The organism is Arthrobacter sp. Y3221157 (assembly GCF_059089865.1).
In genome coordinates this window covers 1-25,143 of the sequence record NZ_JBNHFD010000054.1, presented here as the reverse complement: position 1 = coordinate 25,143, position 25,143 = coordinate 1, and the positions used below count along the sequence as shown (strand labels likewise).

Here is a 25,143-nt window from a genome sequence, read left to right as displayed (position 1 = left end):
TATCCGGTATTAGACCCAGTTTCCCAGGCTTATCCCAGAGTCAAGGGCAGGTTACTCACGTGTTACTCACCCGTTCGCCACTAATCCCCCCGCAAGCGGGGTTCATCGTTCGACTTGCATGTGTTAAGCACGCCGCCAGCGTTCATCCTGAGCCAGGATCAAACTCTCCGTTGAAGAAAAACAGACACAACCAAAACCAGTGGAAATAACACCAGCAAAGGCTGCACAAAATTTGAAACCAGCCAAAAACACCAAACCAATGCCACAGGGGCGGCACGATCCGGCAAATTCAACCAATTACATACATAATCGGTATCAACAAACTTGGCACACTATTGAGTTCTCAAACAACAGACACACCCGGCACCACCCAAACCAAACATTCAGGATCGCTCCGGAGCAACTTTTCAAACTTACCGGCCGGCTTCACTCTTGTCAAACCGGCGGCCGCGACCTTGATCAGCTTGAAGCTTTTTGGTCGGGTTTTCCGGCTGACTCCGTGGACCAGCGCGGAAATAAACTCTACCACCACTTGGCCGCGATGGCCAACTCTCCCGGACGCCGGTTCCCGCCACCAAGGTAACGGGGCACGGAAAAGCCCGGAATCACAGGGATTCCGGGCTGTTCCATGCGGTTCACGCCGGCAGGCTAGGCGGAGGCTGCTGCCCCACGACCCGATACCTTCGGTGCTGCAGCACCTGGCTTGAAGTAGGCTGCGCCGAGCGGAGGCAGGGTAACGGTCAGCGTGGCGGGCTGGCCGTCCTGGCCTTCGTCGACGGCCTTGAGTCCTTCCTTGTTCAGGACACCGGACCCGCCGTAAATTTCATGGTCCGTGTTGAGTACCTCCATCCACGGCCCCGCCTCCGGTACGCCCAGGGTGTAGCCGACGTGCGGGCCGCCGGAGAAGTTGATGGCGCACACCAGCGGGTTACCGTCCTTGTCCCAGCGGATGAAGGACAGGACGTTGCGGTCGGCGTCGCCGCCGTTGATCCACTGGAACCCGCCGGGCTCGTTGTCCCGGGTGTACAGCGCCGGCGTGGTCTTGTACAGCTCGTTTAGGTCCTTGGTCAGGAGCTGCAGGCCCTTGTGCGCGGGGATGTCCGCAAGCCACCAGTCGAGCCCGTGCTGCTCGGACCATTCGGCTTCCTGGCCGAATTCGGTGCCCATGAAGATCAGCTGCTTGCCCGGGTGCGCCCACTGGTAGGCCAGGAAAGTCCGCAGGTTGGCGAGCTGCTGCCAGCGGTCGCCCGGCATCTTGCGCAGCATGGAGCCCTTGCCGTGGACAACCTCATCGTGGCTGATGGGCAGCAGGAAGTTTTCCGTGAACGCGTACACCATGGAGAACGTGACGGTACCGTGGTGCCATTTGCGGTTGATGGGATCCTCAGAGGCGTACTTGAGGGAGTCGTGCATCCAGCCCATGTTCCATTTGAGCCCGAAGCCCAGCCCGCCGTGGCTGGTGGGGGCCGTGACGCCCGGGAACGCTGTGGACTCTTCCGCGATCATCACGGCACCTGGATGCGTCTTGTAGACGGTGGCGTTGACTTCCTGCAGGAAGGAGATGGCCTCCAGGTTTTCCCGTCCGCCGAAGCGGTTGGGCTGCCACTGGCCGTCCTGCCGGGAGTAGTCCAGGTAGAGCATGGAGGCAACGGCATCCACGCGCAGTCCGTCGATGTGGAACTCGTCGAGCCAGTAGAGGGCGTTGGCCACCAGGAAGTTGCGTACCTCGGTGCGGCCAAAGTCGAAGATCAGGGTTCCCCAGTCCGGGTGCTCGCCAAGGTTGGGGTCGGCGTGCTCGTAGAGTGGCTCGCCGTCGAACTGGGCAAGGGCCCAAGCGTCCTTGGGGAAGTGGGCCGGAACCCAGTCCAGCAGCACGCCGATGCCGGCCTGGTGCAGCGTGTCCACCAGGTACCGGAATTCGTCCGGGTGGCCAAAGCGGGACGTCGGCGCGAAGTAGGAGGTGACCTGGTAGCCCCAGGAGCCACCGAACGGGTGCTCCGCCACCGGCATGAACTCCACGTGGGTGAAGCCGAGCCATTTGACGTAGTCCACCAGTTCCTTGGCGAGCTCGCGGTAGCCCAGCCCCAGCCGCCAGGACCCGAGGTGTACTTCGTAGACGCTCATCGGGGAATTGTGCGGATCCCGCTGGGCACGTGCTTCCATCCACTCGTCGTCCTTGAAGGCGTAGGAGGATTCCACCACCCTTGAGGCCGTCAGCGGTGGAACCTCGGTTCCGAATGCCAGGGGATCGGCTTTCTCCACCCAGTGACCGGCCCTAGTCCGGATTTCGAACTTGTAGCAAGCGCCGGCTGAAACGCCGGGGACGAAGAGTTCCCACACCCCGGAGGAGCCCAGGGAGCGAAGGGAGTGTTCGCGCCCATCCCAGGCGTTGAAGTCGCCCTTGACCCGGACAGCCTGCGCATTGGGAGCCCAGACGGAGAAAGAAACGCCGTCCACGTCGCCCAGGGAGGACTTGTAGTGCCGGGCATGGGCGCCCAGGACCTCCCACAGCTTTTCGTGCCGGCCTTCGCCAATCAGGTGCAGGTCCACCTCGCCGACGGTGGGCAGGTACCGGTACGGTTCGTCGACCGTCACCGGCTCAGCCCCCGGGTAGGTGACCGACAGCCGGTAGTCGGGCACGTGTCCGTGCTGCAGCGGTTCCAGGACCGCCACCCATACGCCGTGCGCCTCGTGCTGCATGGGAGTTTCGCCTGCGGAGGTGATGACGTTGACTGCTTCGGCCAGGTGCTTCACAGTGCGGATGGTGACGTGCCCGTAGTCGTCCAGGTGCGCACCCAGGACGGAGTGCGGGGCGTGGTGTTCACCGTTTGCGATCCTGCCCAAGGTGCCGTCGTCCACCTGCAGCGGTGCGCCCGGGCGGTCAGTTCGTGCTGAGCCTGTCATTTCGTTACCTTCCGATGCTGCCCCGGCATGGTCGCCGGCGCTGTTACCGCTAAGGAGCCGCCTGGAGGCGTTCACCGGGATCGCCAGCCAGTCGGGCCTGTTACGCATTTCATAAACTACTTCGTACAGTGCTTTGTCCAGCCACAATGCCACAAAGAGGGGCGCGTTCCGGTCCACGGTTCCTGGAGTGACGCTGGCGTAGCCGTCAAGGAATGCGTCCGCGCAGTCGTCTACCCAGGCTGCGGGCACCTGGGCGCCTTCCTGTTCGCGCTGGGCGGCTCCCGCGGCGTAGTCGAAGGAGCGAAGCATTCCGACGACGTCGCGCAGGGGAACATCGGGGACGTTCCGTTCGGCGATGGGCCGGAGGGGCTCGCCTTCGAAGTCGAGGATGGCCCACCGATCAGGGCCGCCCTGTGCCGGGACCTGCAGGATCTGGCCCAGGTGAAGGTCGCCGTGGATCCGCTGGAGCGGCCCGGTGGGTACGCCGTCGAGGCCTTCCAGCAGCGCGTCCAGTTCTTTGTCAAAGGGCCCGACGGCGGGACCGGCTTCCGCCCATGCCTGACGGACGCGCTGGGCTACTCCCGGTCCGATCACCTTGCCCGGTTCGCTTTCGGCGGACTGCCCCAGCGCTTCGGCAAGGCGGCGGTGCACTGTTGCGGTGGCGGCCCCGAGGGCCCTGGCTTCTGTGGTGAAATCAGTGCCGGAACGGGCGGCGTCCACCGCGAGGCGCCAGGCATCCCGGCCGCCGGCCAGGAACTCGTGAGCCACGGCCAGCTCGCCCTGCACCTGGCGGGTCCCCTTGCCGTCAGACGGGGTCCTGCCTTGGGCCAGCCACTCCCCCCGCACCCAGCCAAGGGTTGCGGGTACCTCGGACGTCCCGGCGGAGGTCAGGGCGGACCCCACCTCAACTTCGGGGTTGGCGCCCTCGGACAACACCCGGAAGAATTTCACAATGGCTGCCGATTCGCCGTCGTCCACAATCACTGAACTGTTGGACTGCTCCCCGGACAGGACCTTCACAACACCGTGCGCGGTAGGCAGCCGGTAGCTCCCGGGGACCTTGAAGCCCGCTGCCGTGCCGCTGGCAGCTTTCTCTTCATTCCGGATCAGCTGCAGCCAGGAGCCCACGAAGTCGGGATCGTGGACGGCGTCGTAGACCCATGGACGGGACGGATCCGTGCCGGCCGCCTGGCCAACAAGCGCCCGTTCCATTCCTGCTGCGGGTGCGGGCCGGAAGCTCAGCGGAACCTGGACCACGGCAGTCCGCCTGCCGCCGTCGGAGCCCTGCGTGCTGACGTTCAGAAGGAACACGGACAGGGCTGCGTGCCTGGCCGGGTCTTCAAGCCCCAGGCTCCCGGCCTGGGACATTTCGAAGTCAGGCGACTTGATGGGAAACCAGCGTTGCTTCGGGAGCCATTCCTGGAGCAGCGCGGTCAGGGCGGGCGTGAGAATAGGCTGGTTCATGTCACTCCTCTATCGACAGGATGGGCATGGCCTGGGTGTAGGGCGATGACGGGTTGGATGCCGCAGACCGGACGCGCAACCAGAAGAAATCGTGGCTGCCCAGGGTCAACGTCAGCGTGCCGTCGTCATTGATTCCGGGGAACACCTGTCCCCCGAAGACATCCCGCAATCCGCGGCCGGCGTACTCCGGTACCCGCAGCCGGGCTGCCACGGGGTGCTGCGAAAGGTTGAAGACGCACAGGACGGTTTCGCCGTTCAGTCCCGCGGGGTTGCCTTGGGGCAGTTCGCGGAGGTAGGCAAGGACGGCGTCGTGGTCGGCCTCCAGGTGCTTGTAAGCCCCCAGGCCGAACGCGGCATGGTTCTTGCGGACGCTCAGGATCTGCCGGGTCCACCTGAGCAGGGAACCGGAATGGGCGGACTCGGCCTCCACGTTCGCCATGCTGTAGTTGTACACCAGCGACTGGATGGGGGGCAGGTACAGCTTGCCCGGGTCCGCGTGGGAGAAACCGGCATTCCGGTCGGGGTTCCACTGCATGGGGGTACGGACGGCATCCCGGTCCTCGAGCCAGATGTTGTCGCCCATACCGATTTCGTCGCCGTAGTACAGAAACGGGCTGCCGGGCAGGGACAGGAGCAGCGCGTTGATCAGTTCGATCTCGGCACGGGAGTTGTCCAGCAGCGGTGCCAGCCGGCGGCGGATGCCGATGTTGGCCCGCATCCGGGGATCCGGGGCGTACCAGCCGAGCATGGCCGCGCGTTCGTCGGCGGTGACCATTTCGAGGGTCAGCTCGTCATGGTTGCGCAGGAAGGTACCCCACTGCGCGCCCTCGGGAATGTCCGGGGTGTCCTTCATGGTCTCGATGATGGGCGCTGCCTTCTGGTCCCGGAGCGCGTAATACAGCCGCGGCATGATCGGGAAGTGGAAGGCCATGTGGCACTCCGGTTCCGCTTCCGTGCCGAAGTACTCAACCACCTCGTTGGGCGGCTGGTTGGCCTCGGCGATGATCACCCGGCCGGGGTAACTTTCGTCCACCATGGCCCGCAGTTTGCGGAGGAACTCGTGAGTGGCCGGCAGGTTCTCGCAGTTGGTCCCTTCCTCCTCGTACAGGTATGGAATGGCGTCCGCCCGGAAACCATCAATGCCCTGGTCCAGCCAGAACCGGACCACATCGAAGAGCGCCTCGATGACCTTGGGGTTTTCGAAGTTCAGGTCCGGCTGGTGGCTGAAAAACCGGTGCCAGAAGAACTGCCGCCTGATGGGGTCGAACGTCCAGTTCGATTCCTCTGTGTCCACGAAGATGATGCGGGCATCCTGGTACTTCTGGTCCGTGTCACTCCATACGTAGAAGTCCCCATAAGGCCCCTCGGGGTCCTTGCGGGACTCCTGGAACCAGGGATGCTGGTCCGAGGTGTGGTTCAGCGGCAGGTCGATGATCACGCGCACGCCCCGGGCGTGCGCCTCGGCCACCAGGCGCTTGAAGTCGCTGATGGTGCCGAACTCGTCCAGCACGGAGTTGTAGTCCGAAATGTCGTAGCCGCCGTCCCGCAGCGGTGACTGGAAGAAGGGCGGCAGCCAGAGGCAGTCCACGCCCAGCCACTGCAGGTAGTCCAACCGGTCGATCAGGCCGGAGAAGTCTCCGGACCCGTCGCCGTTGGCATCCGCGAAAGCCCGGACCAGTACTTCGTAGAACACGGCCTTCCGGTACCACAGCGGATCATGCTGGAGGCCCGGGGCGTTGAGCTCGAATGTGCTCTTGGGAGTGAAGTGCTGGCCCGAACTTTGCGCAGTAAAACTCACTGATGCGTTCTCCTCACGCTGAGGATGTGTGCGGGCTCAACGTGCGGGTCCAGGCGCACGTAGTTGTACTCGCCCCACTCCCAGCTTTCCCCGGAGATGAGGTCGTCCACGTGGAACCCGCCATTGGCCGTCAGGTCCTGCGGATCCAGTTCAAGCGCGGCGAGGTCCAATATCACAGTGGATTCGCGAGTGACATGCGGGTCCACGTTGACCACCACGATGAGGGTGTCCTTGGAACCGTCAGGCAATGTCTTGTGCTTGGAGTACACCACCGTGGCGTCGTCCGTGCTCTGGTGGACCGTCAGGTTCTGCAGGTCCTGGAGCGCAGGGTGGTCCCGGCGCAGGTGGTTCAGCCGGGTGATGAACGGCGCCAGGGTGCGTCCGGATTCGGCTGCCGCATCCCAGTCGCGTGCCTTGTATTCGAACTTCTCGTTGTCGATGTACTCCTCGGCGCCCGGGCGGGCAACGTGCTCGTACAGCTCGTAGCCGGCGTAGACCCCCCACAGCGGGCTGGCCGTGGCGGCCAGGACTGCCCGGATCCGGAACGCCGGCGGGCCGCCAAACTGCAGGTAGGGGGTGAGGATGTCCGGGGTGTTGACGAAGAAGTTGGGCCGGAAGAAGGCCGGCGAATCGTGGCTCACCTCGTGGAAGTAGTCCTCAATCTCCTTCTTCGTGTTGCGCCAGGTGAAGTAGGTGTAGGACTGCTGGAAGCCGGCCCGGCCCAGGGCGTGCATCATTGCGGGCCGGGTGAACGCCTCGGCAAGGAACACAACGCCCGGCACTGCTTTGTTAACTTCGGCAATGAGCCATTCCCAGAACCAAACAGGTTTGGTGTGCGGGTTATCAACCCGGAAAATCTTTACGCCGTGGCTGACCCAGAGCAGGACAATCCGGAGAATTTCATTGGAAAGGCCCTCAGGGTCATTATCGAAATTGAGCGGATAAATGTCCTGGTACTTCTTGGGCGGATTTTCGGCGTAGGCAATACTGCCGTCCACGCGGGTAGTGAACCATTCCGGGTTCGACGTTACCCACGGGTGGTCCGGAGCGGCCTGCAGGGCGAGGTCCAGGGCAACTTCCAGGCCCAGCTCATTGGCCCGTGCCACGAAAGCGTCAAAATCCTCGAACGTGCCGAGGTCGGGATGGATGGCATCGTGCCCGCCTTCCTCGGCACCAATGGCCCAGGGCGAGCCGGGGTCATGCGGACCGGCAACCAGGGTGTTGTTGGGCCCCTTGCGGTGCTTGACGCCGATGGGATGGATGGGCGGCATGTACAGGACGTCGAAGCCCATGGCCGCGACGGCGTCCAGCCGCCTGGCGGCAGTGCGGAAGTTACCGGAAGTCCACGTGCCGGTGGTGTGGTCCTTGACCGCGCCCTCTGAACGGGGAAAGAACTCGTACCAGGCACCGCGGCCGGCACGGTCACGCTCGACATTGAGCGGGTACTTTTCGGAGACCGTCACCAGTTCGCGGATGGGCTGGCGGGCGACGATGTCCGCCACTCCGTGACTGAAGCCGGCCGCGAGGCGCTCCTCCGGACTCAGCGACCGGTCCGCCAGCCTCTCGGCGACCCAGCGCAATGTTGCCCTGTCCGCCTCGTTCCGGGAGTCGTCGTCGGACGCTTCGGACAACAGCGCAGCGCCCTCAGCGAGCATAAGTTCAACATCAATCCCGGCGGCGATCTTTACCTCGGCGTTGTGGTGCCAGGTGCCGTAGCGGTCATGCCAGGCTTCAATGACAAAGGACCAGTGCCCGGTTTCCGACGGCGTGAGGATGCCTTCCCAGCGGTCGGTTCCCATGCCGCGTTCCCCCCGCGGCGGCGCGAGCCGGACGCGCTGGCGCTCTGCGCCCGACTCGTCCAGCAGGACTGCGCTCACGCCGAGCTGGTCGTGGCCTTCCCTGAAGCAGGTGGCACCCACCACGATTCCTTCGCCCGGCAGGGCCTTGGCCGGGAACTTTCCACCCTCGACGACGGGCTGCACGGCCGTGATCGGAAACCGTCCGAACCGCAGCCCCTCCGTGATGGATCCCCTTGGCATTTTCTCTGTTACGGCACTGATTCCTGAGTTAGTCGTCACAGGCTCGACGTTAGCGAGAAAAGTCCAAGATTGCTAAGCCTGCTCACTAATTTCGTCGTGCCGCACGTCATTTCCTGCACGCCCCTGTCATTTACCCAAAAGAAACCCAAAGCTGGTTCCGGCCGCCCATGTTGTCCGTTAGTGTGACGCAGGTGAAGGCAATCCGCAGGTTTACGGTCCGTACAGTCCTCCCCGAGCCCATCCGCCCGCTGGCGCGGCTTGCAAGCAATTTGCGCTGGTCCTGGCACCGCCCCACCCGGGAACTCTTCGCGGGGTTGAACCCCCGCATCTGGGAAGAAAGCGAGCAGGACCCCGTCGGCTTCCTGGGCATGGTCAGCAGGGAAGAATTCCAGCGGCTTGCCGCCGACCAGTCCGTGGTGGAGCGGGTACGGGCAGCGGAGCAGGACCTTGACCGGTACCTTGAGGAACCGCGCTGGTACCAGGGACTGGGACCGGAGGCGCCGGCATCCATCGCCTACTTCTCCCCAGAGTTCGGCATCACCGAGGTCCTGCCCCAGTACTCCGGCGGCCTGGGTATCCTGGCCGGCGACCACCTGAAGGCGGCGTCGGACCTCGGCGTGCCGCTCATCGGCGTGGGCCTGCTCTACCAGGCCGGCTACTTCAAGCAGTCGCTGTCCCGGGACGCCTGGCAGCAGGAGACCTACCCCGTCCTGGACCCGGACGGCCTGCCCCTCACCCTGCTTCGCGAGCCCTCCCCCGACGGCAACGGCAAGCCCCTGCAGATCACCCTGCCGCTGCCCAACGGCCGCCGGCTGCTGGCACACATCTGGCGGGCCGACGTCGGACGCGTCCCCCTGCTGCTCCTTGACTCGAATGTGCCCGGCAACGATGACGCGGCCCGGAGCATCACGGACCGGCTGTACGGCGGCGGCGGTGACCACAGGCTGCAGCAGGAACTGCTCCTCGGCATGGGCGGCGTCAAGGCGCTGCGCGCCTTCCAGCAGCTGACCGGCTGCCCCGCGCCGGAAGTGTTCCACACGAACGAGGGCCACGCCGGCTTCCTGGGCATTGAACGCATCCAGGAGCTCATGTCCGGGGACCAGGCGCTCACCTTCGATGAAGCGCTGGCGGCAGGCCGGGCCTCCACCGTGTTCACCACCCATACTCCTGTTCCGGCCGGCATCGACCGGTTCGAGATCTCGCAGATCAGCCACTTCTTCCAGGCCGGCCTGGCACCCGCCGTGCCGGTGGACCGGATCCTGGAACTGGGCCGCGAGAACTACACCGACGGCAACCCGGCCGTGTTCAACATGGCGGTAATGGGCCTGCGCCTGGCACAGCGCGCCAACGGCGTGGCCAAGCTGCACGGCGAAGTGTCGCGCGGCATGTTCTCAGCACTGTGGCCCGGCTTCGACCCCTCCGAGGTACCCATTACCTCGGTCACCAACGGCGTGCACGTGCCCACCTGGGTGGACAGCCGGATCGCCAAGCTGGCCCGCGACCAGTTCGGCAGCGAGGCCGAGGCCAACGGCCGGTGGGACCTGGCCTACAACGTCAGCGACGCCGACGTGTGGGCGCTGCGGCGGGAGATGCGGTCTGCGCTGGTGGACGACGTCCGCAAACGGCTCCGTGCAGCCTGGAAGAAGCGCGGCGCCGCGGACGCCGAACTGGGCTGGACGGACAACGTCCTGGACCCCGATGTGCTGACCATCGGCTTCGCCCGGCGCGTTCCCACCTACAAGCGGCTGACGCTCATGCTGCGCGAACCGGAACGGCTGAAGGCACTGCTCCTGCACAAGGAACATCCCATCCAGCTGGTCATCGCCGGCAAGTCCCACCCTGCCGACGATGCCGGCAAGAAGATGATCCAGGACCTGGTCCGTTTCACCGACGACCCCGAGGTCCGGCATCGGATCGCGTTCCTGCCCAACTACGACATCGCCATGGCGCGCACCCTGTTCCCGGGCTGCGACGTGTGGCTGAACAACCCGCTCCGTCCGCTGGAAGCCTGCGGGACATCCGGCATGAAGGCGGCGCTGAACGGTTCGCTGAACCTGTCCGTCCTGGACGGCTGGTGGGACGAGATGTACGACGGCGAGAACGGCTGGGCGATTCCCACCGCCAATAACGGCGCATCACCGGAAGAACGCGACGACATCGAGGCGGCAGCCCTGTACGAGCTGCTCGAAACCCAGGTGGCGCCGAGGTTCTACGGCAGCACCGTCTCGGAAGCGGCGGGGGCCGCCGGGCCGTCGACGTCGGCGGCGGAGAAGGTCCCCACGCACTGGGTCTCGATGATTAAGCACACCCTGTCGCACCTGGGCCCTGCAGTCTCTGCTGAGCGTATGCTGCGCGATTATGTGAACATCCTCTACCGTCCGGCCGCCGAAGCCGGCCGCATGGCCATCGCCAACTCGTACTCGCAGGCACGTTCGCTCGCATCGTGGTCATCCAAGGTGCGTTCCAACTGGTCCCAAGTCCACGTTGAGCACGTGGATTCGGTGGGCGTCTCCGAAGATCCGCAGATCGGCGACACCCTGCAGGTCAACGCCTACGTGGCCCTGAACAGCCTTACCCCGGATGACGTGTGCGTGGAGGTGGCCTACGGCCGGGCCGAGGAAAGCGACACCCTGGCGGACATCACCCTGATGGAGCTGCAGGTGAAGGAGGACCTGGGCAACGGCCGCCACCTTTTCAGCGGCTCGCTGGTGATTGACCGCTCGGGCTCCTTCGGCTACACCGTCAGGGTCCTGCCACGGCATGACGCGCTGGCATCCAAGGCGGAGCTCGGCCTGATCGTCAACGCCTGACCCTTCGCCAACCGGCCCTAACCGACGCAGGAGGATCCATGACCGAACAAACCGTGGCCGACGTGATCGTTGACCGGCTCACCACTTGGGGCGTGAACCGGGTTTTTGGCTACAGCGGCGACGGAATCAACGGTTTCATGGGGGCGCTGCGGCGGTCTGGCGGGCGCGTCGAGTTCGTCCAGGCCCGGCATGAGGAAACGGCGGCATTCATGGCCGTGGGCCACGCGAAGTATACGGGCGGCGTGGGGGTGGTGACCTCAACCCAGGGCCCGGGCGCCGTCCACCTCCTTAATGGGCTGTACGACGCCAAGCTCGACGGCGTGCCGGTGGTTGCGATCGTGGGGCAGCAGAGCCGTACGGTGCTGGGCTCGGCCTACATGCAGGAAATTGACCTGGGCGCCCTGTTCAAGGACGTCGCATCCCAGTTCGTCCAGCTGGTCAGCGCCCCGGAGCAGGTGCCCATGGTCCTGGACCGGGCATTCCGCACGGCGAAGGCCACGTCCTCGCCGTGCGTCGTCATTGTCCCGCATGACATCCAGTCCGCGCCGGCACCGCAGCTTGAGCAGCAACACGGCATCGTGGTCACCAGCCCCTCGTGGAGTTCCGCCGCCAAAACGCCGCGGGATGAGGACCTGGACGCCGCGGCCGCCCTCCTGAACTCCTCGGAACGGGTGGCGCTGCTTGTCGGCCAGGGTGCCCGGCACGCCTTCGAAGAAGTGGTGGCCGTGGCGGAAAAGCTGGGTGCCGGCATTGCCACCAGCCTGCTGGGCAAGCCGTACGTTGATGAGACGCTCCCCTTCGCCGTCGGAACCATGGGGCACCTGGGCACCACTGCCAGCGCCCACCTGCTGGGCAACTGCGATGCCCTGCTGATTGTGGGGTCCAATGATCCGTGGACGGAGTTCTATCCGCCGCCCGGGGCGGCGCGGGCCGTGCAGATCGATATCGACGAGAAAAAGATCGGCAACCGCTACCCGGTGGAGGTGGGCCTGCCCGGTGACGCGGCTTCCGCCCTCGCCGCCCTGGGCCGTAGGCTTGAGCACCGCCCGCGGAGCCAGTGGCGCTCGGACGTGGAACATGAAGTCAGCCGCTGGCGTATCCTCGCCGCGGACCGCGCCGCCGTGCCTGCCTTGCCCGTCAACCCCGAACGCGTGGTCCGCGAGCTCAATGGCAGGCTCCCGGGGAATGCGCAGGTGAGCGTCGACGTCGGAAGCTGCGTGTACTGGTACGCCCGCCAGCTGGTGCTGCCGCCCGGGGTCCCGGCGCACCTGTCCGGCACCCTCGCCAGCATGGGGTGCTCCATTCCCTACGGGATTGCCGCGAAGCTGGCCCACCCCGACCGGCCGCTCGTGGCCCTGGCCGGGGACGGTGCCATGCAGATGGCGGGTGTCGCCGAGCTGGCCACCGTGGCGCACCGCTGGCAGGAGTGGGAGGACCCGCGGTTCGTGGTGTGCGTCTTCAACAACCGGGAGCTGACGGAGGTCACCTGGGAACAGCGCGAGTCTGAGGGCGAGCCGCGGTTCGCGGCCAGCCAGGAGCTTCCCGATTTTCCTTTCGCCGGATACGCCGAGCTGCTGGGCCTTGGGGGCATCCGGGTGGAGGATCCGGAGCTGCTCGGTGAAGCGTGGGAGCAAGCCTTTGCCGCGGACCGGCCCGTGGTGATCGAAGTGCTGACGGATCCGGAAATTCCGCTGCTGCCCCCGTTCCCGGCCGGCAGGGAAAAAGCGGAGAGCATGCGCAAGGGGCTGGCTGCGGAGGACGACGGCGCCCGGGCCGCCGAACTGCTCGATACCTACCTGTCGCAGGAGGAACCTGCCGGCGGCTGACTGCGCCTAGAGCAGGACGGCGGTGACGGCCAGGTCCTTGCCGGCGTAGCTTTCCGCGTCCTGGAGGATCTCACAGATGATCCCGAAGGACCTGTCGCTCCGGAACGGGGCGGCCACCTGCCAGAGGACGGTGACCGGGGCGTTGCCGTTGTCCGTGATGGAGTCCGCAAAGTCGTGCAGGGAGTCGTTCAGGGCGTCGAGGTTGACCCCGTAGTGTTCCGGAAAACTGAGGACTTCACCGAAGGTTTCCAGGACGGCACGTTTGCTGTCAGCCGGCGGGACAACCAGGATTCGGCGTCCGGCATCGGCCACCTGTTCCTGCAGTTCCTCCAGGGTCCAGGTGTCGCCAGAGTAGATTTTCATGGCTTGCTTAGCTGCCTTCCGCTATGAACTTGAACGACTCGTAATGGTCTTCGGTGTAGTACTTGTCCCCGCCGCTGCCGGCCACGATCCGGCGGGCGCCCCGGTCTGATTCCCCGGGCGTGGGCACCGTGTACTCGCGGTAGTATCCCCGGTCCTGGCGCGGCAGGATGCGCTCGAAGTTGCCGAAGGTCTGGTCATCCTGGCTGTACTGGTACGGGCCTCCCGCGCGGATAAGTGCCAGGACCCTGCGACCCTCAGGCGGCAGTTCCGATTCCCGGATGGATGCCAGCCCTGAAGGGTTGTCGGCCGCGACCGGCGCCGTGGGGGCGGACGGGAAGGCGGAACCCGCTGCCGTGGCGCGGGAGGTGGCCTCCGCCGTCGTGCTTTCCTTCGGCTGATCCAGGAGTCCGGGGCCGCCGAACATGACCAGGGCCAGGACCACAAGGGCACCCAGCAACAGGGGCAGGAGGGAACGGTTGCGCATTCTTAAGTCCAGGCTACGTGCGGTAGATGCTGATGGAGTTGGCCTCGGCCAGGTCCGTCTCCCCGGCAGCCACCACCCCGCCCTGCCGCTGTTCGTGCAGCGGTGAGGTGGTCAGGCGGAGCTCGAACCTGCGCGGAGCGGTCCCTTCGGCGGTAACCTGCGGGAGCGTGATCTGCAGGTCCGAGGTTCCGCCGTTCACCACGATCAGTCCCGCGAACTCCCCGTCGTCGGTGCCGAGCAGGAGCTGGACCACCCGGTGGCGCGGATCGTTCCAGCGCTCGGTGGACATTGGCCGGCCGTCCTGGTCGAACCAGTAAAGGTAGGACTGTTCGTCGCGGACGGGGAAGTCGTGGGGCTGGGCGGCGAGGAACTCCTTGCGCAGGCGGATGTAGCGCTTGGTGCTGCGCAGCATCTCGTGGGATTCCGGCGTGCGGGTCCAGTCCAGCCAGGTGATGGCGTTGTCCTGGCAATAGGCGTTGTTGTTGCCCAGCTGCGTCCGTGCCAGTTCGTCACCGGCGGTAATCATGGGCACGCCGAGGGAAATGAGCAGCGAAGCCATCAGGTTGCGGCGGGACTGGGCCCGCTTGGCAAGAATGTCGCCGTTCTCGGTGGGGCCCTCCACGCCGTGGTTGTAGCTGCGGTTGTCGCCGTGGCCGTCCCGGTTCTGCTCACCGTTGTCCTCGTTGTGCTTCCGGTCGAAGGAAACGAGGTCGTTCAGGGTGAAGCCGTCGTGCGCGGTGATGTAGTTGACCGATGCCAGGCGGGAGCGTCCGGAAGCCTGGAACAGGGCAGCGGACCCTGACAGCGAGTCAGCGAGCTTGGCTACTGACCCGCCGTGGCCGCCGTTTTCGAGGGCTGCCCGGTCCGCAAGCCAGAAGGAGCGGAGGGAATCCCGGAAGTGGTCGTTCCAGTCCACCCAACCCAGCGGGAACCGTCCGGTCTGCCAGCCCCCGTAGCCCACGTCCCACGGTTCGGCGATCAGCTTCACGTCTGACAGGACGGGGTCCGCCGCGACGGCCAGCAGGAATGGATGCCGGGGGTCGAAGTCGTTGGCAGCGTTGCGGCACAGGGTGACCGCGAGGTCGAAACGGAAGCCGTCAATATGGAACTCGTCCACCCAGTACCGCAGCGAGTCCACCACCAGCTGGACTACCCGGGGCTCGGCGAAGTTAAGGCTGTTTCCGCAGCCGGTGGTGTCCACATACCTGCCCTGCCCGTCCGTGCGGTAGTACGTGTCCTCCCCCAGGCCCCGGAAACTCACGGTCTGGCCGTTGGGTCCGCCCTCCGCCGTGTGGTTGTAGACGACGTCAAGGATGACCTCCAGGCCGGCGGCGTGAAGGGCCTTGACCATCCCCTTGAATTCGTCCTGCACAGCCTTCGGCCCGGCCTCCCGCGCCGCCTTGGTGGCATATGCCGGGTGCGGGGCGAAGAAGGCCGCAGTGTTGTAGCCCCAGTAGTTGGTCAGTCCCAGGTCCTGCAGGTGCGGTTCGTCGAGGTGAAAATGCACCGGCAGCAGTTGCACCGAAGTGACTCCCAGGCTGGTGAGGTGCTCCACTACGGCGGGGTGGGCCATGCCGGCGTAGGTTCCGCGCAGCTCCCGGGGAACATCCGGGTGGAGCATGGTCTGCCCGCGGACATGGGCTTCATAAATGATGGTGTCGCGCCACTTCAGGCGCAGCCGTTCGTCACCGTCCCAGGTGAAGTCTCCGGCCATTCGGACGCTGGTGAGCACGCCGTCCCGCTGGTCCACCGCACGGCCGTACGGATCGAGCAGCAGTGGCTGGCCGCCGTCGTCCTCAACCTCCCGCGTGGGCATCGAAAGGGGCAGCGACTGTTCCCGCGACGCGGGGCGGAACCCGTACCGCGAGCCGTAGGGCAGGTCCTCCACGATGCCGTGGTGAACCCCCTCCGTGACGTTGGGGAGCGCCTGGACACGCCAGTCCCCGCCGGGTGCGATGTAGACGATTTCCAGGCTGGGCACTCCCGGGGCGTAGCAGGCCACGTTGGCCCGGCCCCCGGCACGGTGCCGAGTGCCGCCGGAGTCCGCGCGCGGAACGCTGACACCGAGGGGAGCTGCCGTGGAGGAGTCCATGGTGGAAGCGGTGTCGAAAAACGGCATGACCATCACCTAAATAGTAGCCGCCACGGGCATTTGAACTGCCCCGACGCTAGACATGGCGCCGGGGAGGGAAGGGCCTGCGGGAGGCGGGCTCCATCCCCTCATGTTTCCTACTTTGCGGCGCGCTGGCGCGAGACCTCATACAGGGAGATACCCACTGCCATGGAGGCGTTCAGCGATTCCATCGCCGAATCGATGGGGATGGACACGATCTGGTCGCAGTTCTCCCGGACCAGCCGGCTGAGCCCCTTCCCTTCCGAGCCCACCACGATGCACACCGGTTCCTTTGCGAGCGTCAGGTCCGGCAGCGAGATGTCGCCGTCGCCGTCCAGGCCCAGGACGAAGATGCCCATGTTCTTGAACTGCTTGAGGGCGTTGTTGAGGTTGGAAGCGCGTGCCACGGGAACGCGGACGGCGGCGCCTGCGCTGGTCTTCCAAGCGGAGGCGGTGACTCCGACGGAACGGCGTTCGGGAACGATGACGCCGTGGCCGCTGAAGGCTGACACGGAGCGGATGATGGCACCGAGGTTGCGGGGATCGGTGATGCCGTCAAGGGCGACAAAGAGCGGGGCGTTGGGGACGTGCCCCTTCTTCCACTTGTCCACCGTTTCTTCGGCCAGTTCATAGGCGTCCGCGTATTCATACGGCGGGATCTGCAGGACCAGCCCCTGGTGGACGGCGTCATCGGTCATGCGGTCCAGCTCCGGCTTGCCCGTTTCCAAGAGCGGGATGCCGCGCTCGGCAGCGAGCTTCAGGGACTCCTTGACGCGGTCATCCATCTCGATTCGGATGGCGACGTGCAGCGCCTTGGCGGGGATGCCGGCGCGGAGCGCCTCCACCACCGAGTTACGGCCGGTGACGACTTCCTCGGTGGCACGTCCCTTGGGCCCGGACTTCGCTGCCCCCGCACTGCGGGCACCGGTGCCGCGCTTGGCGGCGGACCGCTCGGCAAGCTGCTTGGCCTTGTGGGCCTTGTGGTACGGCCGGTCTTCCGCCTTGGGCGTTGGCCCCTTGCCTTCCAGGGCCTTTCGGCCATGGCCACCGGTTCCGATGGTTGGGCCCTTTTTCGCTTTAACCGATCGGCGACCATTGTTGGCCATGATGTTCCACCCTTGATTGTGTTGACTGAGTCTGCATACCAGTCTACTGACCGAAGAAAAATCGCCGGACCGCTGCGGGAATCCTTCGGGTCAGTCGCGCTTCAGGCTCCAGGTGGCGCCGTCGGGGCCGTCCTCGACCACCACGCCGGCTTCGTTGAGCATGTCGCGGATGGAGTCCGAGGCAGCCCAGTCCTTGTTGGCCCGCGCCGCGGCCCGGGCAGCGAGCTGAGCTTCCACCAGGACACCGAGCGCATCCGATTCCCGGCTGTTCCGGGTGTCGGCACCGGCAACGGCGTCGAGCCCCAGCACGCCCGTCATGACGGTGACGGCGTGCATCGCCTCGCCGGCAGCGTCGTCGTCGCCCTCCGCCAGGGCGGTATTGCCTGCCCGGACGGCCTCATGCAGGGCAGCCAGCGCGCGCGGCACGTTCAGGTCGTCGTCCATGGCCTCGGAAAATGCCTCCAGGCTTACGGGCGTGCGGGCGCTGGCGTGCCCGGCCTCAGGCCCCAAGCGGGCCGCGGCCTTGGCAAGGAACCCGTCGATGCGTTCGACGGCGGCCGCAGCTTCCTGGAGCGACGTGGGACGGTAGTCAAGGACGGAGCGGTAGTGGGCCTGGCCCAGGTAGTAGCGGACCACCCGGGGCGGGGCGAGTTCCAGCATTTCTGCGGGGCTGATGGTGTTGCCGATGGACTTGGACATCTTTTCGCCCTCATAGGTCACCATGCCGTTGTGCATCCAGAAACTGGCGAAAGGATGCCCTGCCGCCTGCGACTGCGCCATCTCGTTCTCATGGTGCGGGAAGCGCAGGTCCAGCCCGCCGCCATGGAAGTCAAACTCCGTGCCCAGGTACTTGGTGACCATCGCGGAGCACTCCAGGTGCCAGCCGGGACGGCCCGCCCCCCATGGTGACGCCCAGGAGGCGGTGGCGGGTTCGCCCTCCTTGGAGCCTTTCCACAGGGCGAAGTCGCGGGGGTCCTTCTTCCCGCGCGGATCGGCGTCCGGCGCCGCCTGCATGTCGTCAATGTTCTGCCGGGTCAGCGCGCCGTACTTGCTCCAGGAACGTACGTCGAAGTACACGTCACCGGAGTCATCCAGCGCGGGATAGGCGTGGCCGCGGTCGATCAGCTGCTGGATCAGGGCGTGCATCTCGGGGATGTGGCCGGTGGCCCGCGGCTCGTAGGTGGGCCGGGAAACGCCGAGGGTGTCGTAGGCCCGCAGGAACTCCTGCTCGTAGCGGTACGCCAGCGCCCACCACTCCTCCTGGGCCACTTCCCCCGGCTCAGGCACGAAGTCCGGAGCGAAGGACGCCTCCGACTTCGCGAGGATTTTGTCGTCAATGTCTGTAACGTTCCGGACCACAGTTACCCGGTACCCCCGGAACGTCAGCCAGCGGGTGAGCTGGTCGAAGGCGATGGCGGAACGGATGTGGCCCACGTGGGGCATGCCCTGCACTGTGGCCCCGCAGTAGTACAGGCTGGCCTTTCCTTCGACGAGGGGGACGAAGTTCCGGACTTCAGCGGAGGCAGTGTCATAGAAGCGCAGGGTCACCGCTCCAGACTAGCCGATGGCACTGGCGGGCCGGGGGTAGACCAGGGCGGTTGCCACCGCGGAGATGCCCTCGCCGCGTCCGGTGAATCCGAGCCGGTCGCTGGTGGTGGCGGTGACGCTGACGGGTGCGTCCGCGGCGTCGCTGAGGACCTGCTGCGATTCCTCCCGCCGGGGCCCGAACTTTGGCCGGTTGGCCACGAACTGGACTGCCACGTTGCCGATCTCGAATCCTGCGGCACGAACGATCCGCGCCGCTTCGGCCAAGAGCGTTACTCCGGAGGCGCCGGCGAATTCGGGGCGGTCAGTGCCGAAGTGGGTGCCGAGGTCGCCGATTCCGGCTGCGGAGAACAGGGCGTCCGACGCCGCATGCGCCACCGGGTCTCCGTCGGAGTGCCCGGCCAGGCCGCGCTCGCCCGGCCATAACAGTCCGCCGAGCCATAGGGGGCGCGCTGAATCGTCTGCTGCATATGCGTGGACGTCCAGGCCGATGCCCGTCCGGGGAATGATCATCTGCGGGTCTGCCATCCCTAGCCTTCCACCCAGCGGGCGCCAAGCGGGCCTTCCAGCAGCCCTTCGGCCAGGATTAGGTCCAGCGGCGTGGTGATTTTCAGCGACTGGGTGGAACCACGGACCACATGGACCGTGGTTCCGGTCATTTCCACCAGCATGGCGTCGTCCGTGACCGCTGCCGCCTGCTGCGAGTCCAGCGACTGGGCAGCCTGGTGGGCCCGTTGGAGCGTGGCCAACCGGAACCCCTGGGGCGTCTGCACGGCGCGCAGGTCCTCACGGGGGGCAGTTCCGGTGACAACCTCCGGCGCCGGTGAACCGCCACCGTCCGCGGTGGCCCTGACTGTCTTGACGGTGTCCACGACGGCGATCGCGGGAATGACCGCCTCAGCGCCGGCGGCGAGGGCGTCGGCGATGCGGTGGAAGACGGAGTCCGGTGTCAGCGCGCGGGCGGCGTCGTGGACCATGACGGCGTCCGTGCCCTCCATAAGGGCGCCCAGACCGGCACGAACGGACTCTGCACGCGTGGCTCCGCCGTCAACGATCGTCAGGAGCGGACCGCCGTCGGCAAGCTCTTCGCGGAAGTCCTCACACAGCCTGCGCAGCCCGTCATTTCCGGCGGGCAGCGCAATGCACACTTGGCTGCTGATTCCGGACGCGACGATGCCGCGCAGGGCATGCATCAGGATGGGTTCTCCACCCAGCGGCACTGCAGCCTTGGGCATGCCATAACCAAGCCGTTGCCCCGAACCTGCGGCCACCAGGATCACCGCGGTAACCAGGCGGTTAGGTGTTTCGCTCATGCGGACTAGCCTACGTCGCTGCGGGCCGCAGCGTCCGGCGGGGCGCTGCCGTGTGTTGGCCCGGAAAGATCCGGAGCAAAAAAGAAGCCCCGGCGCACTTTCGTGCCGCCGGGGCTTAATTCTTAGGAAGCCAAAACCTCGTCGAGAACGCTTGCCGCCTTCTCTTCATCGGTCTTTTCGGCCAGCGCCAGTTCTGAGATCAGAATCTGCCGGGCCTTGGCCAGCATTCGCTTCTCGCCTGCGGAAAGGCCCCGGTCGTGATCCCGGCGCCACAGGTCGCGGACGACCTCTGCTACCTTGATGACGTCACCGGAAGCAAGCTTCTCCAGATTTGCCTTGTACCTGCGTGACCAGTTGGTGGGCTCCTCGGTGAACTCGGCACGGAGCACATCAAACACGTGCTCCAAGCCATCCTTGCCCACTACGTCCCGGACCCCAACAAGGTCAACGTTTTCTGCTGGAACTTCAATGGTCAGATCACCCTGAGCCACCTTGAGCTTGAGATACATTTTCTCTTCGCCCTTGATGGTGCGCATCTTGATTTCTTCAATCTTTGCAGCACCGTGGTGAGGGTAAACTACTGTCTCGCCGACCTCAAATACCATGTGGACATTTCCCCTTTCCCGCAGACCAGTTTATCACGATTCAGGCATATGACCGGCCGCGGAAAGGGCCCGGAACCGCGAAAATACGCGGAAATTGGCCCAAATAGACCCCCTTGGACCCCTTGACGGATGCGGATAATAGTGCATCGCCGCGGCCCTGCCAAGGGCGATGTGACGCCGCCGAATCCTCGTTTTGGCGGCTTTCCGGATAGGCTATGCCTAAATCTGTTTCAAGACTCTCGAGGAGTACGTGACGTGCGTTTCACTGCGACGAACCGGGCCCAGCGCGGCAAACTGGCACTGACGGCTGCCGCCCTTGGCATCGGACTGCTGACGTCGGGCTGCGGGTACATCAATTCCCAGCAGACAAGCGAGCAGTACCAGGCGTCGGACGGCATTGTCACCGATCTCGGCCCCCTCAAGCTGAGCAACTTCCTCATCATCTCCAACGGCGAGGACGAACCGGGCCGGGTCATCGGTGCCGTCTACAACTCCTCGTCCCAGGACGTGAAGCTCACGGTCAACGGCGCCGAGGGCTCGGAGACCGAGGTTCCGGTCAAGGCCAACTCCTACGTCCTGCTGAACAATGACACGGATGAAGCCGTCCTGAGCACCACCGGCGGCATCCCGGGGTCGCTGGTGGATATCAAGATCACCGAAAGCGGCACCAACGTCAGCAACACCGTCAAGGTTCCCGTCCTGGACGCCACCCTGCCGGAGTACAAGGAATACCTGCCGGCCGGAAGCACCCCGTCGCCTTCCCCCACACCGTCGCCCACCGCCTCCGAACTTGGCGGCGGCACCGGCCACTAGCCAGCGGCGCAGCAAGCTACATGCAAAAGGGAGGGGCCGGCCGGCCCCTCCCTTTTGCGAGTCCCGTAACGCTGCCGTCCCGGCTTCCGTGGATCCGCGGGCGCCTTTACGGCTCGAACTTGTAGCCGAGTCCGCGCACTGTCACCAGGTACCGCGGCGCGGAGGGATCGGGTTCGATCTTGCCGCGCAGCCGCTTTACGTGGACGTCCAGGGTCTTGGTATCGCCCACATAATCGGACCCCCACACCCGGTCGATGAGCTGGCCGCGGGTGAGTACCCGGCCGGAGTTGCGCAGGAGCATCTCGAGCAGCTCGAACTCCTTCAGCGGAAGCAGGACCTGCTCGCCGTCCACGCTGACCACGTGCCGCTCGATGTCCATCCGGACCGGGCCGGCCTGCACCGTGGAGGAAATCAGCTCCTCCGGCTCGCCCTGGCGCCGCAGCACCGCCCGGACCCGGGCCACCAGCTCGCGGGAGGAATAGGGCTTGGTGACGTAGTCATCAGCCCCCAGTTCCAGGCCCACGACTTTATCGATTTCCGAGTCCTTGGCTGTCAGCATGATCACCGGGACGCTTGAACGCTGGCGGAGCTGGCGGCAGACCTCAGTGCCGGACAGGCCCGGGAGCTGCAGATCCAGGAGCACCAGGTCGGCGCCGTTGCGGTCGAATTCGGTGATGGCATCCAGGCCGTTGTCCACCACCTCAACTTCGAAACCCTCTTTGCCCAGCAAATAGGACAAGGGATCGCTGAACGACTCCTCGTCCTCCACAATCAAGATCCTGCTCAAGCGCTAGCTCCTCGTTCTTTTGCGCCGGCGGCGCGGGGTACCTGGGTAAGTGTTGGCTGGTCGGCTCGCTGCCCTGCCGGCTCCTGCCGGGCGGCGGACGCGGACGGAACGTCGTCGTCGCCGTCGTGCCCTTCCATCTCGGGCAGGCGGAGGGTGAAGGTGGATCCCTGGCCGGGCTGGGACCACACGGTCACCTCACCGCCATGGTTGGAGGCAACGTGCTTGACGATGCTCAGGCCCAGGCCGGTACCGCCGGTGTGGCGGGACCGTGCCGCATCCACCCGGTAGAAGCGTTCGAAGACGCGTTCCTGTTCTTCCGGGGTAAGGCCCTCACCCTGGTCTGTCACCGAGATGGAGACGAGCCCTTCCCGGGACCGGACTCCGATGCCCACCCGGGTGTTGGCCGGCGAGTACCGGATGGCGTTGTCGATGAGGTTGCGCAGGGCCGTGACCAGCAGGTCCTGGTCGCCGAACACCTTGCCCTCGGTCCGGCCGCCCACCACGATCGTGATGTTCTTGCTTTCCGCAGGCAGCTGGGACCGGTCCACCGCTTCGGCGATCACCGCATTGACGTCCACGGGGCCGCCCTGCTGGGTGACGCTGGCTCCCTGCAGGCGCGACAGTTCGATGATGTCCTGCACCAGCGCGGCAAGCCGGGCAGATTCCTTGTGCATCCGCTTGGCGAAGCGGCGGACGGCCTCCTCGTCGTCCGCGGAGGATTCGAGGGCTTCGGCGAGCAGCGAGATGGCGCCCACCGGAGTCTTGAGTTCATGGGAGACGTTGGCGACGAAGTCGTTCCGGATCTCCTCTGTACGGGTGATCTCCGTGCGGTCGTCCGCGAGCAGGAGGATGTATTCCTCGCCCAGCATGGCTGCCCGCACCTGGACAATGATGGTTCCCTGTCCCAGCGGGCCGCGGGGCAGTTCCAGCTGCTTTTCCAGGATGACGCCGTCGCGCCGGACACCCGCCGTCATGTCCAGCAGTTCCTTGTGGACCACGGTGTGTCCCCGCACCAGCCCGTAGGCGTAGGCGGCGGGGCTGGCACGGACCACGCCGTCCACCGCGTCGACCACCACAAAGGCCCGCCCGACGATAGCAAGCACTTCCGCTGCGCCGGCGGGGAGAGCCAGTTCCTCGGCGTCGATGTCCAGCAACTGGCGCTGCTTCTCGCTGACCCGGAAAGCGAGCACGCCAAAGGTGCCGAGCGCCAGGCCAACGAGGCCTGCGACCAGACCGATGAGCATAGGATCCACAGGTCCACCTTATGCTCTTGCCGGGGCCCATCCGGCGCGGCCGGACCCCCTGCGGCCACGGTTCAACTAACGTTCACCTTCAAGGGACCAACCGTTTACCGGATACTGGCAGAGTAACGAGTTGGAGTGCCGAACGGCCACACGATTCCTGCTGCCCGGAAGCGGGCCCGGCAGGGATTTCAAGGAAAGGACGCCTACGTGCGTAAGGTTTTTCAGGAAGAACTCACCCACGTGGGTGAGGAGCTGGTGCAGATCTCCCGGCTGGTCACCGAAGCGATGGAAAAGGCCACTACTTCGTTCGAAGTGGCGGACGTGGACCTCGCCCAGGACGTCATTGCCGCGGATGCGCGCATCGACTTCCTGCAGAACAGCCTGGATGAGCGGGCCATCGACATCCTGGCACTGCAGGGTCCGGTCGCCAGCGACCTGCGCATGATCGTGGGTTCCCTGCGTATGAGCGCATCGCTGGAGCGAATGGGCGACCTCGCCCGCCATATCGCACAGCTGGCCCGCCTCCGCTTCCCGTCGACGGTGATTCCGGCGTCCATGACGGAGACGTTCAAGCAGATGGCCGAGCTGGACAAGGAAATCGCGGCCAAGCTCACCGTCCTGCTGGAGACCCGCGACCTGGAAGTTGCCCGGGACATCCTGAAGGCCAACACGGCCATCAATGACCTGCACCTGAGCGTCTTCAAGGCGATCGCCGCGCCCGAGTGGAACGAGTCACCCGCCACCACCGTGGACGTGGCCCTTGCCAGCCGCTACTTTGAACGGTTCGCGGACCACGGCGTTTCCGTCGCCCAGAAGGTTACCTACCTGGTGACCGGTGCATGGCAGCCGAACGGCATCGAGCACAGCTGATTAAATAGTCCTTAATGAACGACGGCGGGCTGGCCACCAAAGGTGACCAGCCCGCCGTCGTTGTTTAATGCCCTACTTCTTGCCCTGGTTGGCGACGGCAAGGATGGCTTCCTCGGCGGCTTCAGGATCGAGGTAGGTTCCGCCCCGCTTGATGGGCTGGAAGTTCTCATCCAGGTCGTACACCAGCGGGATGCCGGTGGGGATGTTCAGGCTGGCGATAGCTTCGTCGCTGATGCCGTCCAGGTGCTTGACCAGTGCGCGGAGGGAGTTGCCGTGCGCGGTGACCAGGACGGTCTTGCCGGCCTTCAGGTCTTCCTTGATGTCCGATTCCCAGTATGGGAGCAGGCGGACCAACACGTCCTTCAGGCACTCGGTGCGGGGAAGCGCGGCACCGAGTCCGGCGTAGCGGGGGTCGTGGGCCTGGGAGAATTCGGAGTTATCGTCCAGGGGCGGCGGCGGGGTGTCGTAGGAACGGCGCCATTCCATGAACTGGTCCTCGCCGTACTCGGCCAGGGTCTGCGCCTTGTCCTTGCCCTGCAGCGCACCGTAGTGGCGCTCGTTCAGGCGCCAGTCGCGCTTCACCGGGATCCAGCCGCGGTCAGCCTTGTCCAGGGCGATGTTGGCCGTGTTGATGGCCCGCTTCAGCAGGGAGGTGTAGAGCACATCCGGGAGCACGTTGTTCTCCACCAGGAGCTCACCGCCCCGCGCTGCTTCCTCGCGGCCCTGGTCGTTCAGGTCAACGTCCACCCAGCCGGTGAACAGGTTCTTGGCGTTCCATTCGCTGTGGCCGTGGCGCAGCAGAATCAGCTTGTAAGTCATGATTTTCATCCTAGCCGAGCGCCGTTGCCGCCCGCCCAGCGTTACAAGCCGACGGCGGGGAGCCGCCGCTGCCGTGGCAACGGTAAGGTGGGGCGGTGGTTCAAAAGGCTGAACGGGTGGCCGCCCCGCAGATCACCGGCAGGAACGCGGCGGGCAGGCAGGGCAGGCCGGTGGGCAACGTGACCCGCGGCACTACCAATCCCAACCGCATGCGCCGCCTCGACCGCTGGCTGGCCGGAC

General features: G+C 65.6%; 18 protein-coding genes, 1 rRNA gene and 1 pseudogene. 5 read left to right on the top strand and 15 right to left on the bottom strand.

Going from position 1 to position 25,143, the window contains the following annotated elements:
• From AC5RTT_RS13680 to AC5RTT_RS13665, 4 genes are all read right to left on the bottom strand, one after another.
• Positions 1-174, bottom strand: a 16S ribosomal RNA gene (locus AC5RTT_RS13680); the annotation flags it as partial.
• Between the two features lie 474 nt (positions 175-648).
• Complete coding sequence (locus tag AC5RTT_RS13675) at positions 649-4,368, bottom strand: 1,4-alpha-glucan branching enzyme (RefSeq protein ID WP_494145648.1); 3,720 nt, start codon at positions 4,366-4,368, stop codon at positions 649-651.
• Between the two features lies 1 nt (position 4,369).
• Entirely contained in the window at positions 4,370-6,166 is a 1,797-nt protein-coding gene (gene treS, locus AC5RTT_RS13670; RefSeq protein WP_494145647.1) for a maltose alpha-D-glucosyltransferase, read from the bottom strand.
• Positions 6,163-8,205 carry an alpha-1,4-glucan--maltose-1-phosphate maltosyltransferase gene (locus tag AC5RTT_RS13665; RefSeq protein ID WP_494145650.1) on the bottom strand — a complete coding sequence of 681 codons (2,043 nt, stop codon included), beginning with the start codon at positions 8,203-8,205 and terminating at the stop codon, positions 6,163-6,165. Before AC5RTT_RS13665 ends, treS begins: the two co-directional genes overlap by 4 nt.
• A 191-nt stretch (positions 8,206-8,396) precedes the next feature.
• Between AC5RTT_RS13665 and glgP the strand changes: the two genes are divergently transcribed.
• Entirely contained in the window at positions 8,397-11,015 is a 2,619-nt protein-coding gene (gene glgP, locus AC5RTT_RS13660) for an alpha-glucan family phosphorylase (protein ID WP_494145646.1), read from the top strand.
• A 38-nt stretch (positions 11,016-11,053) separates the two neighbouring features.
• Entirely contained in the window at positions 11,054-12,841 is a 1,788-nt protein-coding gene (locus AC5RTT_RS13655; RefSeq protein WP_494145645.1) for a thiamine pyrophosphate-requiring protein, read from the top strand.
• Positions 12,842-12,847: 6 nt separating this feature from the next.
• Here AC5RTT_RS13655 and AC5RTT_RS13650 read toward each other — a convergent pair whose 3' ends face one another.
• From AC5RTT_RS13650 to AC5RTT_RS13615, 8 genes are all read right to left on the bottom strand, one after another.
• Positions 12,848-13,204 carry a barstar family protein gene (locus AC5RTT_RS13650; protein WP_494124963.1) on the bottom strand — a complete coding sequence of 119 codons (357 nt, stop codon included), beginning with the start codon at positions 13,202-13,204 and terminating at the stop codon, positions 12,848-12,850.
• A 7-nt stretch (positions 13,205-13,211) separates the two neighbouring features.
• On the bottom strand, positions 13,212-13,688 hold the full coding sequence (locus AC5RTT_RS13645) for a guanyl-specific ribonuclease (protein WP_494145644.1): 477 nt from the start codon (positions 13,686-13,688) through the stop codon (positions 13,212-13,214).
• 13 nt (positions 13,689-13,701) lie between these two features.
• Positions 13,702-15,813 (bottom strand): glycogen debranching protein GlgX, encoded by a 2,112-nt coding sequence (glgX, locus tag AC5RTT_RS13640; RefSeq protein WP_494145643.1) that lies wholly within the window; start codon positions 15,811-15,813, stop codon positions 13,702-13,704.
• 104 nt (positions 15,814-15,917) lie between these two features.
• The gene (rlmB, locus tag AC5RTT_RS13635) at positions 15,918-16,907 is read right to left on the bottom strand and encodes a 23S rRNA (guanosine(2251)-2'-O)-methyltransferase RlmB (RefSeq protein WP_494145642.1); all 990 of its coding nucleotides are present in this window, start codon (positions 16,905-16,907) and stop codon (positions 15,918-15,920) included.
• A gap of 90 nt (positions 16,908-16,997) precedes the next feature.
• Positions 16,998-18,455 (bottom strand): cysteine--tRNA ligase, encoded by a 1,458-nt coding sequence (gene cysS / locus AC5RTT_RS13630; RefSeq protein ID WP_494145641.1) that lies wholly within the window; start codon positions 18,453-18,455, stop codon positions 16,998-17,000.
• 9 nt (positions 18,456-18,464) lie between these two features.
• Positions 18,465-18,980: a 2-C-methyl-D-erythritol 2,4-cyclodiphosphate synthase gene (ispF, locus tag AC5RTT_RS13625; RefSeq protein ID WP_494145640.1), complete on the bottom strand. Its 516-nt coding sequence runs from the start codon at positions 18,978-18,980 to the stop codon at positions 18,465-18,467.
• 2 nt (positions 18,981-18,982) lie between these two features.
• A complete protein-coding gene (gene ispD, locus AC5RTT_RS13620) occupies positions 18,983-19,765 on the bottom strand; it encodes a 2-C-methyl-D-erythritol 4-phosphate cytidylyltransferase (protein WP_494145639.1) in 783 nt (260 codons plus the stop codon).
• A 122-nt stretch (positions 19,766-19,887) separates the two neighbouring features.
• Positions 19,888-20,370, bottom strand: a complete 483-nt coding sequence (locus tag AC5RTT_RS13615) for a CarD family transcriptional regulator (protein ID WP_009357288.1) — start codon at positions 20,368-20,370, stop codon at positions 19,888-19,890.
• Positions 20,371-20,625: 255 nt separating this feature from the next.
• Here AC5RTT_RS13615 and AC5RTT_RS13610 point away from each other — a divergent pair, with 255 nt between their 5' ends.
• On the top strand, positions 20,626-21,183 hold the full coding sequence (locus AC5RTT_RS13610) for a hypothetical protein (RefSeq protein WP_494145638.1): 558 nt from the start codon (positions 20,626-20,628) through the stop codon (positions 21,181-21,183).
• A 106-nt stretch (positions 21,184-21,289) separates the two neighbouring features.
• Here AC5RTT_RS13610 and AC5RTT_RS13605 read toward each other — a convergent pair whose 3' ends face one another.
• Both AC5RTT_RS13605 and AC5RTT_RS13600 read right to left on the bottom strand, forming a co-directional pair.
• Positions 21,290-21,970 (bottom strand): response regulator, encoded by a 681-nt coding sequence (locus tag AC5RTT_RS13605; RefSeq protein WP_079598280.1) that lies wholly within the window; start codon positions 21,968-21,970, stop codon positions 21,290-21,292.
• Entirely contained in the window at positions 21,967-23,214 is a 1,248-nt protein-coding gene (locus AC5RTT_RS13600) for a sensor histidine kinase (protein ID WP_494145649.1), read from the bottom strand. The genes AC5RTT_RS13605 and AC5RTT_RS13600 overlap by 4 nt, the downstream gene beginning before the upstream one ends.
• 207 nt (positions 23,215-23,421) lie before the next feature.
• Here AC5RTT_RS13600 and phoU point away from each other — a divergent pair, with 207 nt between their 5' ends.
• Positions 23,422-24,084 (top strand): phosphate signaling complex protein PhoU, encoded by a 663-nt coding sequence (gene phoU, locus AC5RTT_RS13595; protein ID WP_494053696.1) that lies wholly within the window; start codon positions 23,422-23,424, stop codon positions 24,082-24,084.
• Between the two features lie 72 nt (positions 24,085-24,156).
• On the opposite strand, the gene AC5RTT_RS13590 is transcribed toward phoU, so the two are convergent.
• Positions 24,157-24,903, bottom strand: coding sequence for a phosphoglyceromutase (locus tag AC5RTT_RS13590; protein ID WP_494010720.1), 747 nt, complete (start codon positions 24,901-24,903; stop codon positions 24,157-24,159).
• A 95-nt stretch (positions 24,904-24,998) separates the two neighbouring features.
• Here AC5RTT_RS13590 and AC5RTT_RS13585 point away from each other — a divergent pair.
• Positions 24,999-25,143: pseudogene (locus AC5RTT_RS13585) on the top strand (class I SAM-dependent methyltransferase); the annotation flags it as partial.